The sequence below is a fragment of the Amycolatopsis iheyensis genome, from assembly GCF_024703995.1.
Lineage (GTDB): Bacteria > Actinomycetota > Actinomycetes > Mycobacteriales > Pseudonocardiaceae > Amycolatopsis > Amycolatopsis iheyensis.
This window is the reverse complement of sequence record NZ_JAMXQV010000038.1, coordinates 19,886-41,546: the sequence shown is the minus strand read 5'-3', so window position 1 is coordinate 41,546 and position 21,661 is coordinate 19,886. Positions and strand designations below refer to the sequence as shown.

Sequence of the window (21,661 nt, the reverse complement as noted above, 5' to 3'; positions counted from 1 at the left end):
GGCGTGCGAGCCTGGTTTGGTACGGCCGCTCGAGGAAAGGTTCGCAACGGGTGATTTCGAAGGCTCCTGCTCCGGCACCCGGTGCGGATACTTCCGGTGACCCCTACCTGCCCGCGCACGGCAACGGCGGCTACCGGGTCCGGCACTACGAGCTGACCCTCGACTACAAGGTCGCGCCGAACCGGCTGTCGGCCTCGGCGGTGCTCACCGCGGTGGCGACGCTGGCGCTGTCGCGCGTCAGCCTCGACTTCGGCGAGTTCCGGATCAACCGCGTGCTGGTCGACGGGAAGCCCGCGAAGTACCTGAAGCGCGGCGCGAAGCTGCACGTGCGTCCGGCCAAGTCGATCGTGGCCGGCGCGACGTTCACCGTCGAGGTCCACTACGTCGGCAACCCGCGTCCGGTGCGCAGCCGCTGGGGCGACGTCGGCTGGGACGAGCTGACCGACGGCGCGCTGGTGGCGAGCCAGCCGGTCGGGGCGCCGTCGTGGTACCCGTGCAACGACCACCCGTCGGACAAGGCGACGTACCGGGTCAGCGTGACGACGGCGTCGCCGTACTTCGTGGCGGTGACGGGCGACCTGGTCGAGCGCGCGACGGCGTCCAGCACGACGAGGTGGGTCTTCGAACGCCCCGAGCCGACGGCCACGTACCTGATGAGTGTCCAGGTCGGCCGCTACGACGAGCTGGAGCTGACCGGCCGCGGCTGGATGGCGCCGGGTCTCGCGGGTGCCCGCCGGTTGATCCTGGGCTTCGGCCGCGGGCACGTCGAGTCGGTGGCCGAGTCCGTGCCGCAGCGCGCGGCGGTACCTCCACGTCTGCGCCGCGCGTTCGAGCGGGACTTCGGCCGGCAGGGCCGGATGATCGAGATGCTGCAGCGGCTGTTCGGCCCGTACCCGTTCGGCGAGTACGTCATCGTGGTCACCGACGACGACCTCGACGACCCGATCGAGGCGCAGGGAATGGCGATCTTCGGCGCCAACCACGTCGACGGCCGCCGCACGTACGAGCGGCTGGTGGTGCACGAGCTGGCCCACCAGTGGTTCGGCAACAGCCTGACGGTGGCGAACTGGAGCCACATCTGGCTGAACGAAGGCTTCGCGACGTACGCGGAGTGGTTGTGGTCGGAGGAGTCGGGCGGCCAGCCGGCTTCGGCTTTGGCCCGGTCGTGGCACGCTCGTGTCAAGGCGAAGCCTGCTGATGTTCGGATCGCGGATCCTGGGGTTGCCCGGATGTTCGATGAGCGGGTGTACAAGCGTGGGGCGCTGACGTTGCACGCGCTTCGGGCGGAGATCGGGGATCCGGCGTTCTTCGCGTTGTTGAAGTCCTGGACCGGGGACCATCGGCATGGGCTGGTGAACACGGGTGAGTTCGTGCTGGCTGCCGAGGCTTACGCCGGGCGGTCGCTCGAGGAGTTCTTCGAGCGCTGGCTGTGGACTCCGGCGTTGCCTCCGCTGCCGGACGTCTAGGTCTGGCAGCGGAACAGCGAGCTACAGGTCGGGCAGCGGGCCGTCACCCGGCGCCCCAGCGGGAGCCGCGCGTAATCCGAGAGGGCCCGCTCGTGCCCCAGCCGGTAAGCGCCGTCCGCCGCGCCGGTGAACGGGCGAACCTCCTCGCCGAACGCCAGCGCGCGCTTCGCCAGTACGTACCCCATCTCCGGCGGTGACAGGTACCCGACGCGGGACGTCGTCCGGCGGCGGGTGTAGCGCCCCTGCAGGACGTCGACGCGGTACGCCGCCAGCATCGGGCGGCCGATGCCGAGGTAGAGCGTCGCCGTGTCCACGAAGATCTCCGCCTGGGACAGGCCGTGGCGGTGCAGGAAGATGTGCATCACCTCGTGTGCCAGCACCGCGGGGATGTCCCGCGGGTCGTCCTGGTAGTGCGGGCTGAGCGTGACGAAGTATTCCGGGCCCGGCCCCAGCTCGACCTCGCCGACGTGCCCGCCGAGCGGGCTGAACGCCACGATCACCCGCGTGTCGCCGATGCCGAGGTGCCGGGTCATCGCCGCCGCCGTGTGCTGGGCCTCGACCAGCGGGTCGCGGCCCGGTGGGGGTGGCAGCTCGAGCGTGCCGAACGCCTTCACCGGCAGTCGGGTGTAGAGCGTCCGGATCGCGCTTCGGACGTCGTCGATCCGGTCGAACGTCCCCGGTGGTGCCACCGGCCGGGGCCGCCGGAGAAGGGCCATGTCCGGTAGACGACCGAGCCGGCAGGCAAGTTCCCGGGATACATCGGATGTCTTTGCCGCTTTCCGGGTGAATGGCTCTGGCCTTATGGGGCTATGTCTGCAAATATGGCCGCACGCCGCCTGTGGATCTCGTGAAACGTAGTATGAATGCGAAAGGACGCTTCATGGACGCAGTGTCGCGGCGTACCCTGCTCCGCTCCGCCTCGGTCGTCGCGGGTGCTGCCGCGTTCGGCGGGCTCTGGGCTTGGGCGGCCCCGCCGGCGTCGGCCGGGGGCACCCCGCACCGCGACGTCGCCACCGACGCGCGCATGGTCTGGAAGCGGCTGCCGAAGAACTGGCAGGAAGGCCCGTTCCTCGCGAACGGCTACCTCGGCGCGCAGGTCTACGCCGGGAAGACGCCGCAGGTGCTCAAGGTGATGCTGAGCCACAGCCAGGTGCAAGACCAGCGGATCCAGTGGGAGGCCGGGATCGGGCTGTCCCGCCTGCCGATCGGCTACCTCACGCTCACCCTTGCCGGCGCGATCACCGCCGTCGACTGGACGCTCGACCTCTACAACGCCGAGCTGGGCGGCACCATCACCACCACCCAGGGCTCGGTCGCGTTCTCCGCCGTCGTGCACAACGACCTCGGCGTGCTGCTCTTCTCGATGACACCCAGCGCGGGCGAGGCCGGGGCCGCGTGGGCCTTCCAGCCGCTGGAGTCCGCGACCACCCGGACCGTCCGCAAGCCACCCGAGTACGTCGCGAACCCCGCGCCCGAGACCGGCGACGGCTACTGCGCGCAGCCGATGCTCGCCGGCGGCGGCTACACGACGGCCTGGCGGGAGCGCGCGATCGGCGGCCGGCGGCTCCTCGCCGCCACCGTCGCCTACAGCTTCCCGGGCACGACGCACACCGCGGACGCGCTTTCCGCCGTGAAGAAGGCCCTGGCCGCGAACCCGGACGCACTGCTGGCCCGCCACCGCCGCTGGTGGAACGACTTCCACCGGCGCAGCTTCGTTTCCGTGCCGGACAAGCAGGTCCAGCGCTTCTACTGGATCCAGCTGTACAAGATCGCCGCCGCCACCCGTGCGGACGGGCCGGTCGTGTCCGAGTGGGGCCCGTGGTTCCCGGAGGTCGGCAACAGCTGGACCGCGGTCTGGTGGAACCTCAACGTCCAGGTCACCTACCCGATCGTCAACAGCAGCAACCACCCCGAGCTCGACGCCGTCACCGAGACCTTCCGGCGCGACCACGCGAACCTCGAAACGTCCGTCCCGCCGGCCTACCGTGACGGCGACACGTACGCGCTCTCCCACCCGGGGGACTGGCGGCTGCGGCCCGGCGGCACGCGCTCGGTCGGCGTCCCCGGGACGACGTCGAAGACCGACCAGACCGGAAACCTGTTGTGGGGCCTGCACAACGTCTGGCTGGCCTACCGCCACCACATGGACCGCCGGGTGCTGCGCGACGTCCTGTACCCGACCCTGGCGAAGGCGCTGAACTTCTACCGGCACTTCCTGTTCACCGGCCCGGACGGCGCCCTGCACCTGCCGCTGACCCGGTCGCCGGAGTACGCCGACGCGCCGGACTGCACCTACGACCTCTCCCTCATCCGGTGGGCCGCCCGCACCCTCGTCGACACCGCGCGGATCCTGCGCCTCGACGAGCCGCGCGTGCCGGTCTGGCGGGAGATCGGCGCGAACCTGGTGCCGTACCACGAAGATCCGGCGAACGGCGTGCTGATCGGCGACGGCGTCCCGCTCGCCGCGTCCCACCGGCACTTCTCGCACCTGCTGTGGCTTTACCCGCTGCGGGAGAAGGTCTGGGACCGCACCGGTGACCGTGCCATCATGACCCGCACCTTCGACCACTGGGCGGCCGACCAGTCCGCTTGGCACGGCTACAGCTACGCGGCCGCGTCGTCGATGAAGTCCGTGATGGACTCACCTGAAGAAGCGTTGCGCTACCTGAAGTTCTTCCTCGACCGCAACGTCGTGGCCGACACCGAGCTGACCGCGAACACGATGTACCGCGAAGGCTCGAACTTCGCGATCGAAAGCCCGATCACCGCCGCGCAGTCCGTTGTGGACATGCTCATGCAGGGCTCCGGCGGGGTGCTCAAGGTCTTCCCGTCGGTGTCGGCGACCTGGCGTGACGCCTCGATCGCCGGCCTGCGCGCGGAAGGCGCGTTCCTCGTGGACGCGTCCCGCCGCGGCGGCACGACGGAGTTCGTCCGCGTGCACAGCGAAGCCGGGGAGCCCCTGGTCCTGCAGCACGGTGTCGCCGGAGACGTCGACGTCCGCGACGAGCACGGCCGCCGCCTGCCCTGGCGCCCGGCCGGACCCGGGCGGATCGCGATCGGGCTGCGCCGCGGCGGCACCGCCGTCATCACCCCGCACGGGCGACGCCCGGACTTCGGGCCGCGCGACGTCCCCGCGCTCGGCCCGGCACCGGCTTGGGGGCTGCCGGGCTGAACACGCTTTCGACAAGGAGGCCGGAATGGACATCACTCGCAGGACCGTGCTCGGCGGCGCGCTCGCCGGGATCGCCGCCGGCGCGGCGGGGCGCACCCCCGCGTTCGCCGACGTGCCCGGCAGTGACGACTTCGGCTGGGCCGGGTTCCTGGCCACGGCGGACCTGCACTGGCGGCGGCTGCCGAAGACCTGGTACGAGGGACCGTTTCTGGGCAACGGGTTCCTGGGCTCGGGCATCTACGCCGAGCCCGGGCGCAACGCGCTCCGGTTCAACGTCCAGCACAGCCAGGTGCAGGACCACCGCCCGGAGTTCGGTTCGCTGTTCGGCCTGGCGCGGCTGCCGATCGGGTACTTCACCCTGGAGCCGGTCGGCGCGATCACCGCGATCGACTGGCGGCTGGACCTGTGGAACGCCGAGCTGACCGGCACGATCACGACGGCGGCGGGCAGCCTGAGCCTGCGTGCGATCGTCCACACCGGACAGTCGTTGCTCGCCGTCGAGGTCCGGCCGTCGGACGGCGAACGCGGGTTCCGGTGGGTGTTCCACCCGGCCGTGGCGGTCAGCCCGCGCGCCGACCCGGTGTGGGGCAAACCACCGCCGGCCGGCTACACCGCGAACCCGCCGGTGCAGCTGTCGGGCAGCGGTGACGCACGGCTGGCCGTGCAGCCGCTGCTGGCCGGCGGCGAGCACGTCACGGCCTGGCGTGAGGTCACGCGCGGCGGCGCGCGGACGCTGTACACGTCGGTGGCGTGGTCGCATCCCGCGAAGACGTCGGTGGCGCGGGCGCTCTCGACGGTCCGCCGGGCTCCGGCGTTCGGCGCGCTCACCCAGGACCACCGGCGTTGGTGGCACGACCACTACCGCGCGAGCTTCCTGTCCATTCCGGACACCCGGCTGCAGAGCTTCTACTGGATCCAGCTGTACAAGGTGGCGTCGGCGGCGCGGCGGGAGGCGCCGGTGATGGCGACGTCCGGGCCGTGGCTGGAGAACACGCCGTGGCCGGCGACGTGGTGGAACCTGAACGTCCAGCTCGAGTACTGGCTGATCCACGGCTCCAACCACCTGGAGCTCGACGCCGTCAGCTACGCGCTGGGCAAGTACCGCGACAACCTGACGAGCCAGGTGGCTTCGCCGTACCAGAGTGATTCGGCGGGCATCCCGCGCACGACCGACATGACGTTGCTCAACGGCGTTTCGAACGCCACCAGCGGGTTCCCGGTCGGGATCCCGGGGCAGGACACGCCGACGCCGGAGGTCGGGAACCTGACCTGGGCGCTGCACAACGTGTGGCTGTCCTACCGGCACACGATGGACCGATCGCTGCTGCGGGACACGCTGTTCCCGTTGCTGCGCAAGGCGATCAACTACTACCTGCATTTCCTGGCGCCGGGCCCCGACGGCAAGCTGCACCTGCCGCCGACGTTCTCGCCCGAGTACGGTGTCAACGCACCGGACTGCAACTACGACCTGTCGCTGATCCGCTGGGGCTGCCGGACCCTGCTGCAGACCGCGCCGGACGACGCGCTCGCGTCGAAGTGGCGGAACGTTCTCGCGACGCTGGCCGACTACCCGGCCGACGCCAACGGGTACATGATCGGCGCCGGTGTCCCGTTCGCGAAGTCGCACCGGCACTACTCGCACCTGCTGCAGATCTACCCGCTGTACGACGTCACGTGGGAGCAGCCGGAGCACCGGGCGATCATCGAGACGTCGCTGAACCACTGGGTCGGCTTCGAGGGCGCGCTGCAGGGCTACACGTTCACCGGCGCGGCGTCGATCTCGGCGCAGATGCTGCGCGGTGACCAGGCGGCGTTCTACCTGGGCGAGCTGCAGCAGCGGTTCATCCAGCCGAACACGATGTACAAGGAGTCCGGGCCGGTCATCGAGACGCCGTTGTCGGCGGCGAAGTCCCTGCAGGACATGCTGGTCCAGAGCTGGGGCGGCGTGGTCCGGCTGTTCCCGGCAGTGCCGTCGGCGTGGGGTGACATCGCGCTGCGTGACTTCCGCACCGAGGGCGCGTTCCTGCTGAGCGCGTCCCGGGTGGCCGGGAAGACGCGGTGGCTGAAGGTGCACAGCGAGGCGGGCGCGCCGTGCGTGCTGCGGCCGGGCATCGAGGGCGAGCTGGTGGTGACGGACGCGCGGGGGCGGGCTCGGCGCTGGCGGCGGTCGGGCGCCGGGGACGTGCAGGTGGAGCTGGGGCGCGGGGAGGACGCGTTCGTGTACCGGAAGGGTGACAAGCCGGACTTCGCGGTGCGGCCGGTCACCCCGGGTGGGGCGAGCGAGCCGTGGGGGCTGCCGTGACACGCTGATCGGCCGCGCCTCCTTTCCGGATTCCCTCCCGGGGAGGAGGCCTTCGCGGCACAATGGGCGATTGACGAGGGGAGCGGGGATGAGCGAGCCGGGCGCGCCGGGGGACCGACCGGACGGGGGTGGGCCGCGGCCTCCGTACCCGCCTTACCAGTACCCGCAGTGGCAGCCGCCCGTGCCGCCGAAGAAGACGTCGCCCGCCGCCGTCGTGCTGATCATCGGTTCGGTCGTCGTCGTCATTCTGATGGCGCTGGCCTTCCTGGCTTGGGGCTATCCCGGGTTCCTGCGTGACGACCTGCCCAAGAGCGCCATCGGGACGCTGCCCTCGACGTCGGCCTCCCCGCCGCCGCTGTCGACGGCCGCCACCACCGAGCCGAGCGCCGCGTACACGCTGCCCCACAGCGGCCCGGCCCCGATGCCGAAACGGCCGAAACCCCTTGCCGACCCGGTGACCTGCGCGTTCACCCCGGACCCGACCTCGCCGGCGCCCAAGAAGGTCGCGCTGCCGCCCGACGGCCCGGCTCCGTCGTCGGGCACCGTGCCCGTGCGGCTCGCGACGAGCGCGGGCGCCATCGGGCTCTCCCTCGACCGCGCGCTCGCGCCGTGCACGGTGGTCAACTTCCTGAGCCTGGTGAAGCAGGGGTTCTACGACGGCACGTCGTGCCACCGCCTGTCCGTGGCGGCCGGGCTGCAGATGCTCCAGTGCGGCGACCCGGTCGGCGACGGCACCGGCGGCCCCGGCTACACGATCCGCGACGAGGTGTTCCCCGAGCTGACGTACGGCCGCGGCGTCCTCGCGATGGCGAAGACGGCCCAGCCCGACTCGGGCGGCTCCCAGTTCTTCCTGGTCTTCGGCAAGACGGAGATCCCACCGGAGTACACGGTGTTCGGCAGCATCGACGACCCGGGCTTGGCGGTGCTGGACAAGGTCGCCCAGGGCGGCGTCGACACGGCCAAGTCGAACATCGGCGACGGCAGCGGCCCCCCGAAAACCCCAGTCACCTTCACCCAGGTCACCACACCCTGAGGGGCATCACCCGTGATTGAGCGGGCATCACCCGTGATTGAGCGGGCATCACCCGTGATTGAGCGGGCATCACCTGTGATTGGAGGGGCATCACGGCGATGCCCCGCCAATCACACGTGATGCCTCTTCAATCACACGTGATGCCCCGCTGATCACGGGTGATGCCCCTTTACGCACGGTCCAGGAGGGACTTCAGGGTTGTGAGGAGGGCGGCTGCCGCGTTTGGGGTTGCTGTGCCGTGGCGCCAGGCCACGTAACCGTCGGGGCGGATCAGCAGGCAGCCGTCCTCGTCGATGGCGCTCAGGCGGGACCAGTCGCCGTAGGCGTCGCGGGACGACGGCTCGCCGACGCGCACCGTTCGCAGGTCCAGGCCCAGCTCCGCGCCCACCTTGGCCGCCGCGTCGCGCCAGGGGGTGCCGGTCAGGCCGGTCAGGACCGTCCAGCGGCCGCCGCCCACGAGGTCCAAAGTGGACACGCGACGGCCGTGCGGGCCGACCAGCCACGCGTGTGGCAGCTTCGCGCCCGGTTCGGTGCTCGGCTGGTGGAACAGCTCGGGATCCCGGTCCGGAAGCACCGAAACGCCGTCGGGCAGCACCGCGCCCGACGCGTACCGCTGGTCCAGCTCGACGCCGTGCGCGTTGAACTCGTAGTGCTTGAGCTCGATCGCCTGCTCCAGCTCACGTCGTTTCCGCGCGCCCTCGGCGGTGGGCGCGAGGCAGGTTTCGAGGCCGGCCGTGATGCCGTCGGCGTCGGTGTCGCCGGTGATGCCGAGCGCGGCGAAGATCGGCCCGAACTGGTCGCGGCTGAGGTTCGCCCGGTCGACGATCTGCTTGCCCACCGGCGCCCGCTCGGCGCTGTAGCTGTCCAGCAGCCCTTCGCCCGCTTCGCCGCGAAGCACCATCGCGAGCTTCCACGCCAGGTTGTAGGAGTCCTGGATCGACGTGTTCGAGCCGAGCCCGTTGGACGGCGGGTGCCGGTGCACGGCGTCCCCGGCGCAGAACACCCGGCCCGCGCGGTACTCGGTCGCGTAGTTGTGGTTGACCGTCCACAACGACGTCGAGGTGATCTCGACGTCGAGGTCAGGGGCGCCGACGAGGTCGCGCACCAGCCGCGTCGCCTCTTCGACGTCGACCTCCGGCGGCTCCTGGGAGATGTCGTAACCCCAGGTCAGCAGCCATTCGTTCCACGGCCGGACCATCCGGACCAGGCCCATCCCGATCCCGCCGAGGTGCGCGCCCGGCCGCATCACCCAGTAGAGGACGCTCGGCCGGTGCGCCACGTACGGCGCGAGGTCGGCGGTGAACGTGATGTTCATGCTGCCGGCCTTACCGGTCTGCCCGGCGATCGGCAGCCCGGCCTGCTCGGCGACGCGGCTGCGGGCGCCGTCCGCGCCGATCAGGTACTTGGCGCGCAACGTGAACTCGTCGCCGCGCACGCGGTCGAGGAACCGCGCGGTGACGCCGGACGCGTCCTGGGTGAAGTCGAGGAATTCCGTGTCCAGCCGCAGTTTCGCGCCCCGCGCGGCGGCTTCGCTCGCGAGGATCGGCTCCAGGTACGTCTGCGGCAGGTCGATCATGTGACACGGGCTGGCCGCGGTGTACTCCGCCGCCGAACGGTCGCCGGTGCCCCAGCTGGCGATCCGGCCGATCTCCGGCCCGGTCAGCGACGTGCAGAGCACGGTGTCACCCATCAGCTCCGGCGGCGTCCCCACGGCGAGGGCCTTGTCCTCGACGCCGAGGTCGCGCAGCACCTCCATGGTGCGCTGGTTGGTGATGTGCGCGCGGGGCGTGTTGGCCATCCAGCCGTACTTGGTGGCCAGCACGGCCGGCACGCCGTAGGTGGCGAGCAGCAGCGCGGCGGAGCCGCCGGCCGGGCCGCTGCCGACCACGATGACGTCGGTGTCGTAGCTCATGCGCCGCTCCCTGAGATCCGGAAGGTGAATTCGAGGCGCTGCTCGGCGAAGTCGACGATCAGGCCGTCCTTGACGCCGAACACGGTGTCCGAGTCGAGGTAGTCGCCGCCGGCGACGAACAGCTGCGTGATCAGCGTGCGGTAGCCGGGTTTGGCGATCATGAAGTGCACGTGCGGCGCGCGGTACGGGTGGCGGCCGACGGCGTCCAGCATCTCGCCGACCGGGCCGTCGGCCGGGATCGGGTACGCGCTCGGCACGATCGTCCGGAACCGCAGCCTGCCCTCGGCGTCGGTGCGGAACCTCGCCCGCAGCACCGGACCGTCCACATCGGGCAGCTGGACGTCGTAGAAGCCGTCCTCATTGGACTGCCAGACGTCGACGACGGCTTCGGGCACCGGCTGGTCGTCGGTGTCGGTGACGAGGATGTCCGTCCACAAGGGAGTACCTGGCAGGCCTTCGGCGATGTCCGCGCCCTGCGGCGTCTCTGGCGGGCCTTCGACGTAGAACGGGCCCAGCACGGCCGACGGCGTCGTGTCCGGCGTGCGCGAGTTGGTCAGGACGTCGACGACGCTCGACACGCCGAGGGTGTCCGACAGCAGGATGAACTCCTGCCGCGTGTCGGTCGTGATGTGCCCGGCCCGGGTCAGGACGCCGATCGCGTACTCCCACTCGTCCTGCGTGAGGTCGGTGCGGATCGCGTACCCGTGCAGGGTTTCGACGAGGTCGGTGAGCAGCTCGCGGACCCGCGGCGGCGCGCCCGCGAAGCTGTCGACGACCTGCTTCGTGAGCGCCTTGAGGCTCGGTGGTGCGGCGGGGCGGGTGCCGTGCAGTGCCTGGCGGAGCAGCTCCGGCTCGCCGTCGAGGTCGGCCTCGGTGAGTCCCAGCTCGGCCAGGGAGTGCGGGATCGGGAGGCTCGCGGCGAGGTCGAAGACGTCGTTCGCGTCGGCGAGGCCCTGGTGCGCCATGACGTACGGCAGCAGGACGGCGTGGGTTTCCGCGTGCGGCAGGCCGAACTTGCCGCCGAGGTGGTGGCAGAGCTCGTGGTGCGGGCCCATCGTGACGGCGTCCAGGCACGACCCGGCCAGCCAGGCTCCGCGTAGCATGTCGGCACGTGCGTCCACATCGGACGGATCCGCGGCGACGCGCGGGAGGGCGTTCATGAGCAGCCGCTTGGCCTCCGCGGCGAGCAGGTCGGTCATCGGGTTGGCGTCGGGCGCGTAGGTCGCTTCCACCGCGTGGGCGAGCGCGTTCAGGCCGCTGGCCGCCGAGATGGCGACGGGCAGCTCGAGGGTGAGACCGACGTCGTAGAGGACGGCCTCGGGCCGCACCTTCGGGGTCTTCCGGGTGGTCTTGCGGCCGTCGGCGGTCTGGCCGAGGACCGACGTCAGCTCCGAGCCCGCGTACGTCGTCGGGACGATCAGCTGCGGCAGGTCGGTGTGCAGCGCGATGGCCTTCGCGAGCCCGGTGGCCGAGCCGCCGCCGATCGCGACGACGCCGTCGACGTCGTGCTCGGCGACGACCTTGAGCGCGCGTTCGGTGACCTCGACGGGGGTGTGCATCGCCGGGTCGTCGAACCGGGCGGCCAGGCGCGGGCCGAGCACCGCCGCGGCGCGGTCGGCGTGGCGCGGGCGGCCGATGAGGAGGACGCGCTCGAGCCCGAGCCGGCCGGCTTCGTCGCCGAGGGTGTCGAGCGAGCCGAAGACCACGCGGACGGGGTTCGCGGCGTAGCTGAACGAGGTCATGCAGGGGAGTATCCGGCCGCGGCGGGGCGAGGTCCTGCACGTTCGTGCTGCCCGGCAGCACGAAACGCGCGTGATCGAAGCCGGAACTCACGTGATTGAAGCCGTAACTCGCGTGATTGGGGCCGGTACGGCTTCAATCACGCGAGTTCCGGCTCTGATCACGCGAGTTACGGGTCAGCCGGCGCGTCGCAGGGCCGCCGGGGTCGTGCCCAGCTGGGCGCGCAGCACGCGGGTCAGGTGTTCCTGGTGGGAGAAGCCGCAGCGGGCGGCGATGTCCGCGATCGGGGTGTCGCCCGTGCGCAGCAGCAGGCTCGCCTGCTCGACCCGCAGCCGCAGCAGGAAGCGGTGCGGGGGCAGGCCGGTCCGGGCCTTGAACTGCCGGGAGAACTGGCTGACGCTCAGCCCGGCGAGCGCGGCCAGGTCGGTCAGCGGCACCGGCTCGGCCAGGCGTTCGGCCAGCACGTCGCGCACGCGCGCGAACTGCTGGTCCGACAGCCCGCGCGCCGGGGCGGGTGCGGCGGCCGGCCCGGCGCGGTGCCGCCGGACGAGCTGCGCGGCGATGAGCGCGCCCAGCTGGTCGGCGTAGGTGCGGGCGCTCGGCTCCCAGTCGCGGACGACGCCGTCGAGGCTGAGGACGAGCTGTTCGAGCAGGGGATCCGTGCTGCCCAGCTCCTCGGCGAGCCGGACGGGCTCCCCGGCGGCCTCCTGGACGGCGTCGTCGGCGACGTAGACGTGCACGGTGTCGAGCTCCCCGCCCAGCTCGACGGCCAGGTCCGCGTGCGACGGCTGCAGGAACAGCCCGCCGGCCGGCATCCGGCGGCTGTGCTCGCCGGGCGTGCCGACGCCCCGGCGGACGGTCACCGGCCCGTCGAGGTGCAGGATCAGCTGGTGGCTGCGGGCGGCCCCGAACTCGGCGCGGTAGGGACGTTCCCGCTGCTTGGAGACGTAGACCCGGTCCCAGCCGAGCCCCGCGCTGGTGCGTTCGGGCCGGACCCAGGGCAGCGCGAGGATGCCGTTGGTGTCGGCCAGCCCGAGTTCGCCCACGCCTGCCTCCTCGACGTCGAGGCTGCCCGCGATCGTACGCGTACCCGCAGGGTCGGCTCGCGTACCTGGACAGTCGGCCGGCGTACCTGGAGGGTCGGCTCGCGAACCGACCCTCCGGGTACGCGAGCCGACTCCCTGGGTACGCGAGCCGACTCCCTGGGTACGCGAGCCGACCCTCCGGGTCAGCCGGGGGCGGAGCGGCCGTGGCGCCAGTAGCCCAGGAACGCGATGTCGGGCTTCGCCCAGCCGCGGTCGCGCACCAGGTGCCGGCGGACGCCGGTCGCCAGCGCCGACTCGCCGGCCACCCACGCGTACGCCCGGTCGCGGGGCAGGTCGGCCGTGCGGACCGTGGACAACGCCAATGCGCCGGGACGCGCTGGGCCCGGCCGCGGCAGCCAGTGCACCCGCACCCCGGCCGGCGCCGGGACCGGCCGGACGTCCGCGGCCGACGGGACCTCGAGGAACACCTCCGCCGCCCGGTCCGCCGGGGCCTGCTCGAGGATCGCCAGGATGGCCGGCAACGCGCTTTCGTCGCCCACCAGCAGCTGCCACCGCACTCCCGGCGGCGGCAGGTAGCTCACACCCAGGTCGAAGATGCCCGCCGGGTCGCCGGGACGCGCCCGCCGGGCCCACGACGCCGCCGGGGCGTCGCCGTCGTGCAGGGCGAACTCGATGTCGATCTCGCCCGGGCGGGCTCGCCGGATCGTGTAGTTGCGGACCCACGGTCGACGGCTCTTCGGCATCATCAGCACCTCGGCCATCCAGCCCTCGTTGTCGAGGGTCGGCATCCGCAGCCCCGCCTGGCCGACGCGCGGGAAGAACAGCCGCACGGCCTGGTCGTCGCCGGCCACCTCGAGTTCCGCGAGCGCCGGGCCGCCGAGGGTGATGGTCCGGAACGCCGGGCTGGGCGCGGTGTTCGCCAGGACCTCGAGCGTGAGCATGCGCCGCGCGGCCGGGCGCCGCACCTTCGGGATCATCAGACGTCCAGCACGAGCCGGGGCGACCGCGCACGCGACACGCACGGGTACAGCCGCCCGGCCGGCGCGCCGATGTCGTCGCGGTGCTCGGGTTCGCCGTCGAGGACGGACAGCTCGCAGCTCCCGCAGACGCCTTCGCGGCACCCGGAGGGCACCGGCCGGCCGGCGTGGTTCAACACGTCCAGCAGGGACTCGTCCGCCGGGACCCGGAGCCTCGTCCCCGACCGGGCGCACACCACCTCGAACGGCGTGTCCGGCCCGAACACCCGCCGCGTGGGCTCGAAGCGTTCGACGTGCAGCCGCGGGAAGATCGCCTCGGCCGCCGCGATCATCGACGCCGGCCCGCAGCAGTAGACCTCCTGCTCCCTCGGCAGCGCCGAAAGATCGGGCCGGCCGTGGTCGAACAGCCGCACGCGTTCGCCATACGTGGCAACGAGGTCCGCGGCGAACGGCATCGTCGACGCCGACCGCCCGACGTACACCAGCGAGGCCGCGGCCCCGGAAGCGACGGCCGCACGCAGCATCGGCACGATCGGCGTGATCCCGATGCCGCCGGCCAGGAACAGGTACTCCGCCGCCGGCGCGAGCGGGAAGTGGTTGCGCGGCAGCGACACTTCGAGCGTCCGGCCCGGCTGCAGGTACCAGTGGACGTACTCCGAGCCGCCCCGGCTCAGCGGGTCGAGGCGGACCGCGATCCGGTACGCCGAGAGGTCGCCGGGGTCACCGCACAGCGAGTACTGCCGGGTCAGCCAGTTCGGCAGCGCGAGGTCGACGTGCGCGCCCGGCTCCCACGGCGCCAGCGGCCCTTCGTCGCCGCGCAGCACCAGCGACACGACGTCGTCGGCGACGCGCTCGACGCGGTCGAGGATCGTCTTCTGCATCAGTACAACTTCCGGTAGCTGTCTTCGAGGACCTGCTCGAACACCGCCGGGTCGACGGCCACCCCGAGCTGGTCGGTGACGATCTCGCCGGCCGAAGGCATGTTCTCGGCCAGCGCCTGGCTGGCCGGGTCCCACAGCCGCGACCGCAGCAGCGCCCGGCCGCAGTGGAAGTACGCCTCGGCCACCTCGACGATGATGGCCAGCGTCGGCGCCTTGGCCTCGGTGCGCATCCGGGCGAGCACGTCCGCGTCGTCGGTGACGTACGCGCTTCCGTTGACGCGCAGCACTTCCCGCATGCCGGGGATGAGGAACAGCAGGCCGACGCCGTCGTTCTCGGCGATGTTGCGGAACGAGTCGGCGATCTTGTTGCCGGGCCGGTCGGGCAGCGCGAGCGTGTGCTCGTCGAGGACCTTCACGAAGCCCGGGTAGTCGCCGCGGGGGGAGCAGTCGCCGCGGCCCGCGGCGTCGGAGGTGGCCAGGGCGAGGAACGGCGCGTGCGCGATGAACCGGCGGGCGTGCTTGTCGACGTGGTCGAGCTTCTTGCCCTCGAGCATCTCCTCAGGCGCGCCCAGCCGGCTCCTCACTTCGGCCATGGAGACTCGCCGGTACCGCGTGCTCAGCGTGTTTGTGCTGGTCATGGCACAATTATGAGCAAATACTCAGATCTTGCGCTACTCGCTTTTCGCCGGAACCAAAGGGAGCGAAGTGACCCCGGACCAGCGCCGCATCAAGCCACGTAAACAGCCTCGTCAGGTCCGCGCCGAGCTGACCCGGCAGCGGATCCTGACGGCGGCTGCTCACGTTTTCGGCGAGCACGGGTACGCCGCGGGCACCACCAACCGCATCGCCGAGCGGGCCGGGATCTCCATCGGCTCGCTGTACCAGTACTTCCCGAACAAGGACGCGATCCTCGCCGAGCTGCTCGTCCGGCACCTCGACAACGGCATGGCCATCGCCGAGCGGGTCCAGCGGGAGCAGCTGCCCGGCCCGATCGACCAGGTCTTCCGCGTCTTCGTCCGCGGGGCGATCGAATCCCACCTCGACGAACCCCGCCTGCTGCGGATGCTGCGGGAACAGGCGCCGCAGACGAACGAGCTGCTGGAGAAGGTCGAACGGATGAAGCGGTCCCTGGTCGCCTACATGCGGGCGCTGCTGGACGAGCACCCCGAGGTCCGGGTCGCCGACACCGACACGGCCGCGCGGCTGATCGTCACGACGGTCGAGCTGGTGATCCACCAGCTCGTGGCCGACCACGAGCCGATGGACCACGGCCGCCTCGAAGACGAGCTGGTCGCGATGCTGACCCGGTACGTCAGGGGGTGAACTGGTAGGCGCCGGCGTCGACCCGGGTGCCGACGGGGTTGCCGTCGACGTCGATGTCCGCGTACTTCGTCGTGCCGAGGCCGATGGCCGGGCTGCCGGTCTTCAGGACCAGGTTCGTCGCGGAGGTGAACTTCGGGTCCGCGACCTTGTCCGTGGTGCCGGGGGTGAACTGCCGCCGGCCGCCGAAGAAGACGTTGTGGTCGGTCGCGGTCCAGCCGTCGTCGGCGTACCCGACCTTCAGCGCGGCCTGGATGACGTTCTGGGTGAGGGTCAGGGTCCGGTCGGTGCAGCCGCCGTAGCAGACGAAGCCTTCGGACTCGGCGTTGCTGAGCCGGATCGAGTTGTTGCGGAAGACGGTGCCGGTGACCGGGCCGTTCTGGTCCTCGGCGTCGCGCGTGACGATGCCGCCGCGGGTCTTGGGGCCGAAGACCGCGTTGTACTCGTAGACATTGTCGCGGGACACGCCGTCCGGGTCGTCGCGGTAGGTGCCGAGCTCGGTGAAGGACTCGTTGTCCTCGGAAATGTTGTGGTGGATGATGTTGTCCGAGCCGTAGAACAGCTCGATCGCGGCGCCGTCGAGGCCGCCGAAGTCGTCGCTCACCGCGATCGACCCGCTGATCCGGTTCCAGCCGATGTCGGAGCCGTTGCCCTGCACCAGGATCCCGAACGCGCCGGAGTCGTCGCTGCCGCCGGGTGTCACGCGGGTCATGTGGTTGTTGTCGACGAGGTCGTTCTGCGTGACCTCGGTGCCGTCGGCGGACGGCGCGATGTACACCCCCGCGCCGGCGCCGGTGACGTAGTTCGAGAGCACCTTGTCGTGATCGCCGCCGACTTCGATGCCCGCCCAGGAACAGCGCCCGGCGTCGGCCGCGACGCCGACCTGCAGGTCCCGCACCACGAGGTAGTCGCCCGGCAGGTTCACGCAGGCTTCTTCGTTGCCTTGCACGATCGGGCGGGCGCCGTCGCCGTACGCGCCGATGGTCACCGGGGCCGACGCGCTGCCGGAGCCACGCACGGCCAGCCCGCCGCTCCAGGTGCGGCCCCGGCGCAGCAGCACGGTGTCCCCGGCGGTCAACGTCGTCGCGCCGACCTTGGCGAGGGTCTTCCAGGGCGCTTGCGCCGTCCCGGCCGCGCTGTCGCTGCTCTCGATCGGTGCGAGCGTCGGTGGCGAGTCGTTGGCGAACGTCCCGGAGGCCGCGCCGGCGAGCGCCGCCTCGGGCTGCCAGGCCAAGCTGTCCCAGTCGTGCACCGCCCGGATCTCCTTGTGCCAGCGGAGGTTCTGCGCTTCGAAGTCCGCGTGGCCCAGCACGGAAGGCAGGTCCGCGGCCAGCAACCGAGTGCGGGCCCGGACGGCCGTTTCGACGACGTGGGCGGGCACCGCGCGCTGGTCCCGTTCGTCGAGGAAGCCGATCGCGGGCCACAACCCGGGATCGCGGTGGTCCCACCGCGCCCAGCGCGGGTTCGGCAACGGCGGCGCGACCACCACCGCGGCCAGCTCGGTCATCAGCCACGCGAACACCGCCGCGTACCGCGCGGCGACCGCCGGCGAGTCACCGGGCAGCACCACACCGCCGGGCCGGTGCTCCTCGGCGTGCACGGCCAGCCCGTCGGTGACGATGACCGCGGTGATCGGCCGGGGACACGGAAACCCGCGTTCCGCCAGGTGTTTCTGCGCAGCGACGCAGGAGTCGGCCCGGCCGTCGGCCGCGCGGGCCTTCACCACGACCTCGCGGCCGTCGGCCAGCCGCAGCCCGGCGACGTCGGACAACGACCGGCGCTCGAACAGGACGTCGACCGGGGTGCTGCCCAGGTGCCGCGCGCACCACTGCGCGATCACCGGTCGCGCGCCACGAGCGCCGCCTGCGTGCGGCTCGTGACGCCCAGCTTGGCCAGCACGTTGCCGACGTGCACCTTCACCGTCCGCTCGGCCAGCCGCAGCCGCGTCGCGATGTCCCGGTTGGACAGTCCCTCGCCGAGCAGCTCCAGGACGTCCCGTTCGCGCGGGGTCAGCGCGCCGCCCGCGCTCAACGCCGAGGCCACCGCCGGGCTCAACGCGGTCACGCCCTGGTGCGCGGCCCGGACGGCGGCCGCCAGCTCGTCGCCCGAGGCGTCCTTGAGCACGAACCCGGCCGCGCCCGCGGCGAGCGCCTCGCGGATTTCGCGGGGCCGGCCGACCGTGGTCAGCATCAGGACTCGCGCCCCGGGCAGTCGGCGCAGGACTTCGAGGCCGTCCATGCCGGGCAGGTACAGGTCGAGCAGCACGACGTCGGCCTCGACGGCCGAAGCGAGCAGCTCCGGGCCGCTCGCGTGCTGCGCGACGACGTCGAGGTCCGGCTGGGCGCCGAGGATCAGGGCGATGCCCTCACGCACCAGCGCGTGGTCGTCGACGACCTGAACCCGGATCATGCCGGGCACTCTACTGTCGGCGGCATGCGTCAGTCCTTCGTCACGACGGCCGCGGTCACGGCGGTGTTCTTCGCCAGCGGCGCCTGGAGCCCGCAGCAGGGGTGGCTCGCGGCCCTGCTCAGCGTGCTCCAGCTGGTCCCGCTGCTGTGGTCGCGCCGCGCGCCCGCCGTCGTGCTGGTGGTCGTGACCCTCGCGACGTGCGGTCACCTGGTGGTGGAGCAACCGCGCAACACGATGTACGTGCCGGTGCTGCTCGCGCTCTACAGCACGCCGCGGCGGTCGCTCGCGGCCGCCGCCGCGCTCGCCGTGGGCGTCGCGGTGTTCCCGGCGAAGGGCCCGCTCGACGGCACGGTCCTGGCCGTGACCATCGGCGCGGTCGCCTGGCTGCTCGGCGCCGAACGCCGGCGCGCGCTGGCCGACCGGGCCGAACGCGCGGCGCGGCGGCTGCACGACACGCTCGCCCAGACCACGGCCGTGATGCTCGTGCAGGCCGAGACGCTGCGCGCGGTCGGTGACCTGACCGATGCCGACCGCGAACGCCTCGACACGCTGCTGGCCGCCGGCCGGGGCGCGCTCACGCTGGTCCGCCGCACGCTCGACGACCTGCGCGAGGACGCCGAACGCACCCCCGACCTCGCCGAGGTCCTGGCCCGGTTGCGCACCGCGGGCCTGGTCCTCGACCGCGACCCGGTGCTGCCCGCGCTGCCGCGTCCGGTGCGGGAGCTGGCCGAGCGGTTCGTCGCGGAGACGGCGGTGAACGCGTTGCGGCACAACGGTCCCGGCGTCCGGCTGCGCTTCGACGTCGAGGCGGGGGACCCGGTGAAGATCACCGCGCGCAACGCGCTCAAGGGAACTCCGCGTCCGGGTAGCGGCTACGGGCTGGCCGGCCTGGCGGAGCAGGCAGGGGGCGCGTTGTCCTTCGGCGCGCGTGACGGCGAGTGGGTGGTCAGTGTCGCATTGCCAGCAGCTGCGCCACGGTCACGAACCGGTAGCCGCGCTGCTTGAGCTGATCGACGATCGGCCCGATGGCCTGGCGGGTCTGCTCGCGCGAGGCGTACATGGCGTGCAGCAGCACGATCGAGCCGGGCCGGACCTGATCGAGCGTGGTCCGTTCGACGGTCGCCGTGTCGGGAGTGCCGTCGGAGTCCGGCTCGGCGTCCCAGGTGATCGTCGTGCGGTGGTGCGACGCGAGGTAGTGCGGCAGCGCGAAGAGCTTCTTGCCGTTCGGTGGCCGGAAGAGGATTTCGCCGGTGTAGCCGGCGGTGCGGATCAGCGCGTCGGTGGACTCGACCTCCTGGGCGACCCAGCCCGGTGTCACCCCGATCATCCGTTCGTGCGAGAAGCTGTGGTTGCCGAGTTCGTGGCCCGCGGCGGCGATGTCGTGCGCGAGTTCGGGGTGCGCTTCGATGTCCCGGCCGATGAGGAAGAAGGTCGCGGGGACGTCCCGGGCGCGCAGGGTGTCGAGGATCGCGTGGGCGCCCGCCGGGTCAGGGCCGTCGTCGAAGGTGAGGGCGACGACCTTCTCGGTGGTGTCGACGCGGTTCACGAGCGTGCCGAAGAACTGGAAGGTCCGCGACTTCGACACCTCGAACAGCGTGAAGGCGGCGCCGAGGACGACGACGAGCACGCAGGCCACGACGATGGTCCACTTCCGCGCGCGGCGGGATTTCAAGATCATGGCGCCACCCTGGCCGCACCCGACGAGACGACGGAAGCCGCGAAGGTACTAGTACCTCCGCGGCTTCCGAAACTTCTCAGAGCGGGTTGAAGACGCCCAGGGGAGCGGTGCAGAACGGGCCGCCGACGTACTCGGCCGCCGCGCCCGTCGGCGCGGGCTTCGACGCCAGCTGCTCCGCGTACACCTCGGCGTCGTCCAGGGACTTGTAGCCCAGCGCCTCCGCCTCTTCCAGGGAGTAGATCCGGCGCGTGTTGTCCGAGACGCCCCAGATCAGGCGGTAGCCCGGGGACGGCGCCGTGAGGCAGGCCTCGAACAGCCGGGCGCCGTCGTCGGGGGAGAGCCACGTCGTCAGGCCGCGCGGGCCCAGCGGCAACGGCGTCTCGAAGCACGAGCCGATCCGGATGACGATCACGTCCATGCCGAAGCGCGAGTGGTACAGGCTGCCCAGCGCCTCGATCGCCGCCTTGGAGACGCCGTAGTAGGTGTCCGGCCGCGGCGAGGAGTCCGCCGGGAGGTCGGAGTCGTTGCGGCGGAAGCCCACCGCGTGGTTGCTCGACGCCAGGATCACGCGCGACACCCCCGCCTCGCGCGCCGCCTCCAGGACCGTCTGCGTGCCGTTGATGTTGACGTCGAGAGTGGCTTCCCACGAGTTCTCGCGGCTGTGCCCGCCGAGGTGGATCAGCGCGTCGACGCCTTCGCACGCCGACGCCATCGCCTCGGCGTCGGTCACCGACGCCGTCACGACCTCTTCGGAGGCGTCCGACGCCGTCTGCGGGGCCAGGTCGAGCAGCCGCAGCACACGGCCGTCGCGCTTCAAGCGGGGCCGCATCAGGGTGCCGACGACCCCCGCCGACCCGGTGATGAGCACACGCTGGTCCGTCATTTTCTTCCTCTCGGTAAGGGCGGCGGTCAGCGAATCCCGGCCCGGCGCAGCTGCTGCCCGAGCTCGGTGGTGACTTCGGCGAGCAGCTCGCCGACGCGCTGGGCGTCGGCGTCGGTCACCTGGGCGATCGGCATCGAGCAGCTGATCGCGTCGGTGCCCGGGATCCGGTACGGGATCACCGCGGCGACGCACCGGACGCCCAGCGTGCCTTCTTCCATCTCGGCCGCGTACCCGCGCTCGCGCGTCGCGGCGCACTCGGCGTGCAGTGCTTCGAGCGTGGTGATCGTGTTCGGGGTCAGCGCGATCAGCGACGCCGGCATCAGCGCCTCGATCTCGTCGTGCGTCAGCTCGGCCAGCAGCGCCTTGCCCAGCGCGGTCGCGTGCGTGGGCAGCGTGCGCCCGACGCGGGAGACGAGGTGGGTGGAGCGCTGCGACTCGCGCGTCTCCAGGTAGACGACCTCGGTGCCGTTGCGCCGCGCGAAGTGCGCGGTGAAGCCGGTCTTCTCCCGGATGCGCTCCAGGGCTTCGGTGGCGAACGGGACGACGGCGTCGCGGTCCAGGTAGGCCGTGCCGCAGATCAGCGCGCGGACGCCGAGGCGGTAGCGGGCGGTGTTCGTGTCGGCTTCCAGCCAGCCGGCCTCCAGCAGCGTCCGCAGCAGGCCGTGCAGCGACGAGCGGGGGAAGCCGGTGCGCGCGTGCAGGTCCGAGAGCGACAGCCAGACGTCGTTCGCCGCGAACGTCTCGATCAGGTCGACCGCCCGGCGCGCGGACTTCACTCCGGACGACTCGGCGGGAGCACCGTCGGTCGCCGCCGGGTTGTCCACCTTCTGCGGCATTTGTGC

At 71.9% G+C, this 21,661-nt stretch carries 18 protein-coding genes; 6 read left to right on the top strand and 12 right to left on the bottom strand.

Annotation, left to right across the window (positions count from 1 at the left end; all coding sequences use genetic code 11):
- Window positions 1-50: 50 nt before the first annotated feature.
- Entirely contained in the window at window positions 51-1,466 is a 1,416-nt protein-coding gene (locus M8542_RS44865) for a M1 family metallopeptidase (protein WP_257926524.1), read from the top strand.
- Here the strand turns inward: M8542_RS44865 and M8542_RS44860 are convergent.
- Entirely contained in the window at window positions 1,463-2,182 is a 720-nt protein-coding gene (locus M8542_RS44860) for a hypothetical protein (RefSeq protein ID WP_257926523.1), read from the bottom strand. The two genes, M8542_RS44865 and M8542_RS44860, sit on opposite strands and share 4 nt — an antisense overlap.
- A 164-nt stretch (window positions 2,183-2,346) precedes the next feature.
- Between M8542_RS44860 and M8542_RS44855 the strand changes: the two genes are divergently transcribed.
- The 3 genes from M8542_RS44855 to M8542_RS44845 all read left to right on the top strand — a co-directional run bounded on the left by M8542_RS44855 (window position 2,347) and on the right by M8542_RS44845 (window position 7,973).
- Window positions 2,347-4,638 (top strand): glycosyl hydrolase family 95 catalytic domain-containing protein, encoded by a 2,292-nt coding sequence (locus M8542_RS44855; protein WP_257926522.1) that lies wholly within the window; start codon window positions 2,347-2,349, stop codon window positions 4,636-4,638.
- A 25-nt stretch (window positions 4,639-4,663) separates the two neighbouring features.
- The gene (locus tag M8542_RS44850; RefSeq protein WP_257926521.1) at window positions 4,664-6,940 is read left to right on the top strand and encodes a glycosyl hydrolase family 95 catalytic domain-containing protein; all 2,277 of its coding nucleotides are present in this window, start codon (window positions 4,664-4,666) and stop codon (window positions 6,938-6,940) included.
- 88 nt (window positions 6,941-7,028) lie between these two features.
- Entirely contained in the window at window positions 7,029-7,973 is a 945-nt protein-coding gene (locus tag M8542_RS44845) for a peptidylprolyl isomerase (protein WP_257926520.1), read from the top strand.
- Between the two features lie 169 nt (window positions 7,974-8,142).
- On the opposite strand, the gene M8542_RS44840 is transcribed toward M8542_RS44845, so the two are convergent.
- The 6 genes from M8542_RS44840 to M8542_RS44815 form a co-directional block, all read right to left on the bottom strand.
- Entirely contained in the window at window positions 8,143-9,885 is a 1,743-nt protein-coding gene (locus M8542_RS44840) for an FAD-dependent oxidoreductase (RefSeq protein ID WP_257926519.1), read from the bottom strand.
- The gene (locus M8542_RS44835; RefSeq protein WP_257926518.1) at window positions 9,882-11,627 is read right to left on the bottom strand and encodes a maleylacetate reductase and hydroxyquinol 1,2-dioxygenase domain-containing protein; all 1,746 of its coding nucleotides are present in this window, start codon (window positions 11,625-11,627) and stop codon (window positions 9,882-9,884) included. The genes M8542_RS44840 and M8542_RS44835 overlap by 4 nt, the downstream gene beginning before the upstream one ends.
- Window positions 11,628-11,801: 174 nt before the next feature.
- The gene (locus M8542_RS44830) at window positions 11,802-12,671 is read right to left on the bottom strand and encodes an AraC family transcriptional regulator (RefSeq protein ID WP_257926517.1); all 870 of its coding nucleotides are present in this window, start codon (window positions 12,669-12,671) and stop codon (window positions 11,802-11,804) included.
- A gap of 182 nt (window positions 12,672-12,853) precedes the next feature.
- Window positions 12,854-13,648 carry a siderophore-interacting protein gene (locus tag M8542_RS44825; RefSeq protein ID WP_257926516.1) on the bottom strand — a complete coding sequence of 265 codons (795 nt, stop codon included), beginning with the start codon at window positions 13,646-13,648 and terminating at the stop codon, window positions 12,854-12,856.
- A complete protein-coding gene (locus M8542_RS44820) occupies window positions 13,648-14,529 on the bottom strand; it encodes a PDR/VanB family oxidoreductase (protein ID WP_257926515.1) in 882 nt (293 codons plus the stop codon). Before M8542_RS44820 ends, M8542_RS44825 begins: the two co-directional genes overlap by 1 nt.
- On the bottom strand, window positions 14,529-15,167 hold the full coding sequence (locus tag M8542_RS44815; protein ID WP_257926514.1) for an MSMEG_1061 family FMN-dependent PPOX-type flavoprotein: 639 nt from the start codon (window positions 15,165-15,167) through the stop codon (window positions 14,529-14,531). The genes M8542_RS44820 and M8542_RS44815 overlap by 1 nt, the downstream gene beginning before the upstream one ends.
- Window positions 15,168-15,234: 67 nt before the next feature.
- On the opposite strand from M8542_RS44815, the gene M8542_RS44810 reads away from it, so the two are divergent.
- Complete coding sequence (locus tag M8542_RS44810; protein WP_257926513.1) at window positions 15,235-15,852, top strand: TetR/AcrR family transcriptional regulator; 618 nt, start codon at window positions 15,235-15,237, stop codon at window positions 15,850-15,852.
- On the opposite strand, the gene M8542_RS50770 is transcribed toward M8542_RS44810, so the two are convergent.
- Window positions 15,842-17,689 (bottom strand): phosphotransferase, encoded by a 1,848-nt coding sequence (locus M8542_RS50770; RefSeq protein WP_443643252.1) that lies wholly within the window; start codon window positions 17,687-17,689, stop codon window positions 15,842-15,844. The genes M8542_RS44810 and M8542_RS50770 overlap by 11 nt on opposite strands.
- Window positions 17,686-18,258, bottom strand: a complete 573-nt coding sequence (locus M8542_RS44795; protein WP_257926512.1) for a LuxR C-terminal-related transcriptional regulator — start codon at window positions 18,256-18,258, stop codon at window positions 17,686-17,688. The genes M8542_RS50770 and M8542_RS44795 overlap by 4 nt, the downstream gene beginning before the upstream one ends.
- A gap of 24 nt (window positions 18,259-18,282) precedes the next feature.
- Here M8542_RS44795 and M8542_RS44790 point away from each other — a divergent pair, with 24 nt between their 5' ends.
- Complete coding sequence (locus M8542_RS44790; RefSeq protein ID WP_257926511.1) at window positions 18,283-19,263, top strand: sensor histidine kinase; 981 nt, start codon at window positions 18,283-18,285, stop codon at window positions 19,261-19,263.
- On the opposite strand, the gene M8542_RS44785 is transcribed toward M8542_RS44790, so the two are convergent.
- From M8542_RS44785 to M8542_RS44775, 3 genes are all read right to left on the bottom strand, one after another.
- Window positions 19,205-19,936, bottom strand: a complete 732-nt coding sequence (locus tag M8542_RS44785) for a polysaccharide deacetylase family protein (protein ID WP_257926510.1) — start codon at window positions 19,934-19,936, stop codon at window positions 19,205-19,207. The genes M8542_RS44790 and M8542_RS44785 overlap by 59 nt on opposite strands.
- Before the next feature lie 76 nt (window positions 19,937-20,012).
- A complete protein-coding gene (locus tag M8542_RS44780) occupies window positions 20,013-20,819 on the bottom strand; it encodes an NAD-dependent epimerase/dehydratase family protein (RefSeq protein ID WP_257926509.1) in 807 nt (268 codons plus the stop codon).
- Window positions 20,820-20,845: 26 nt separating this feature from the next.
- Window positions 20,846-21,655 carry an IclR family transcriptional regulator gene (locus tag M8542_RS44775; RefSeq protein ID WP_257926508.1) on the bottom strand — a complete coding sequence of 270 codons (810 nt, stop codon included), beginning with the start codon at window positions 21,653-21,655 and terminating at the stop codon, window positions 20,846-20,848.
- Window positions 21,656-21,661 lie beyond the last annotated feature (6 nt).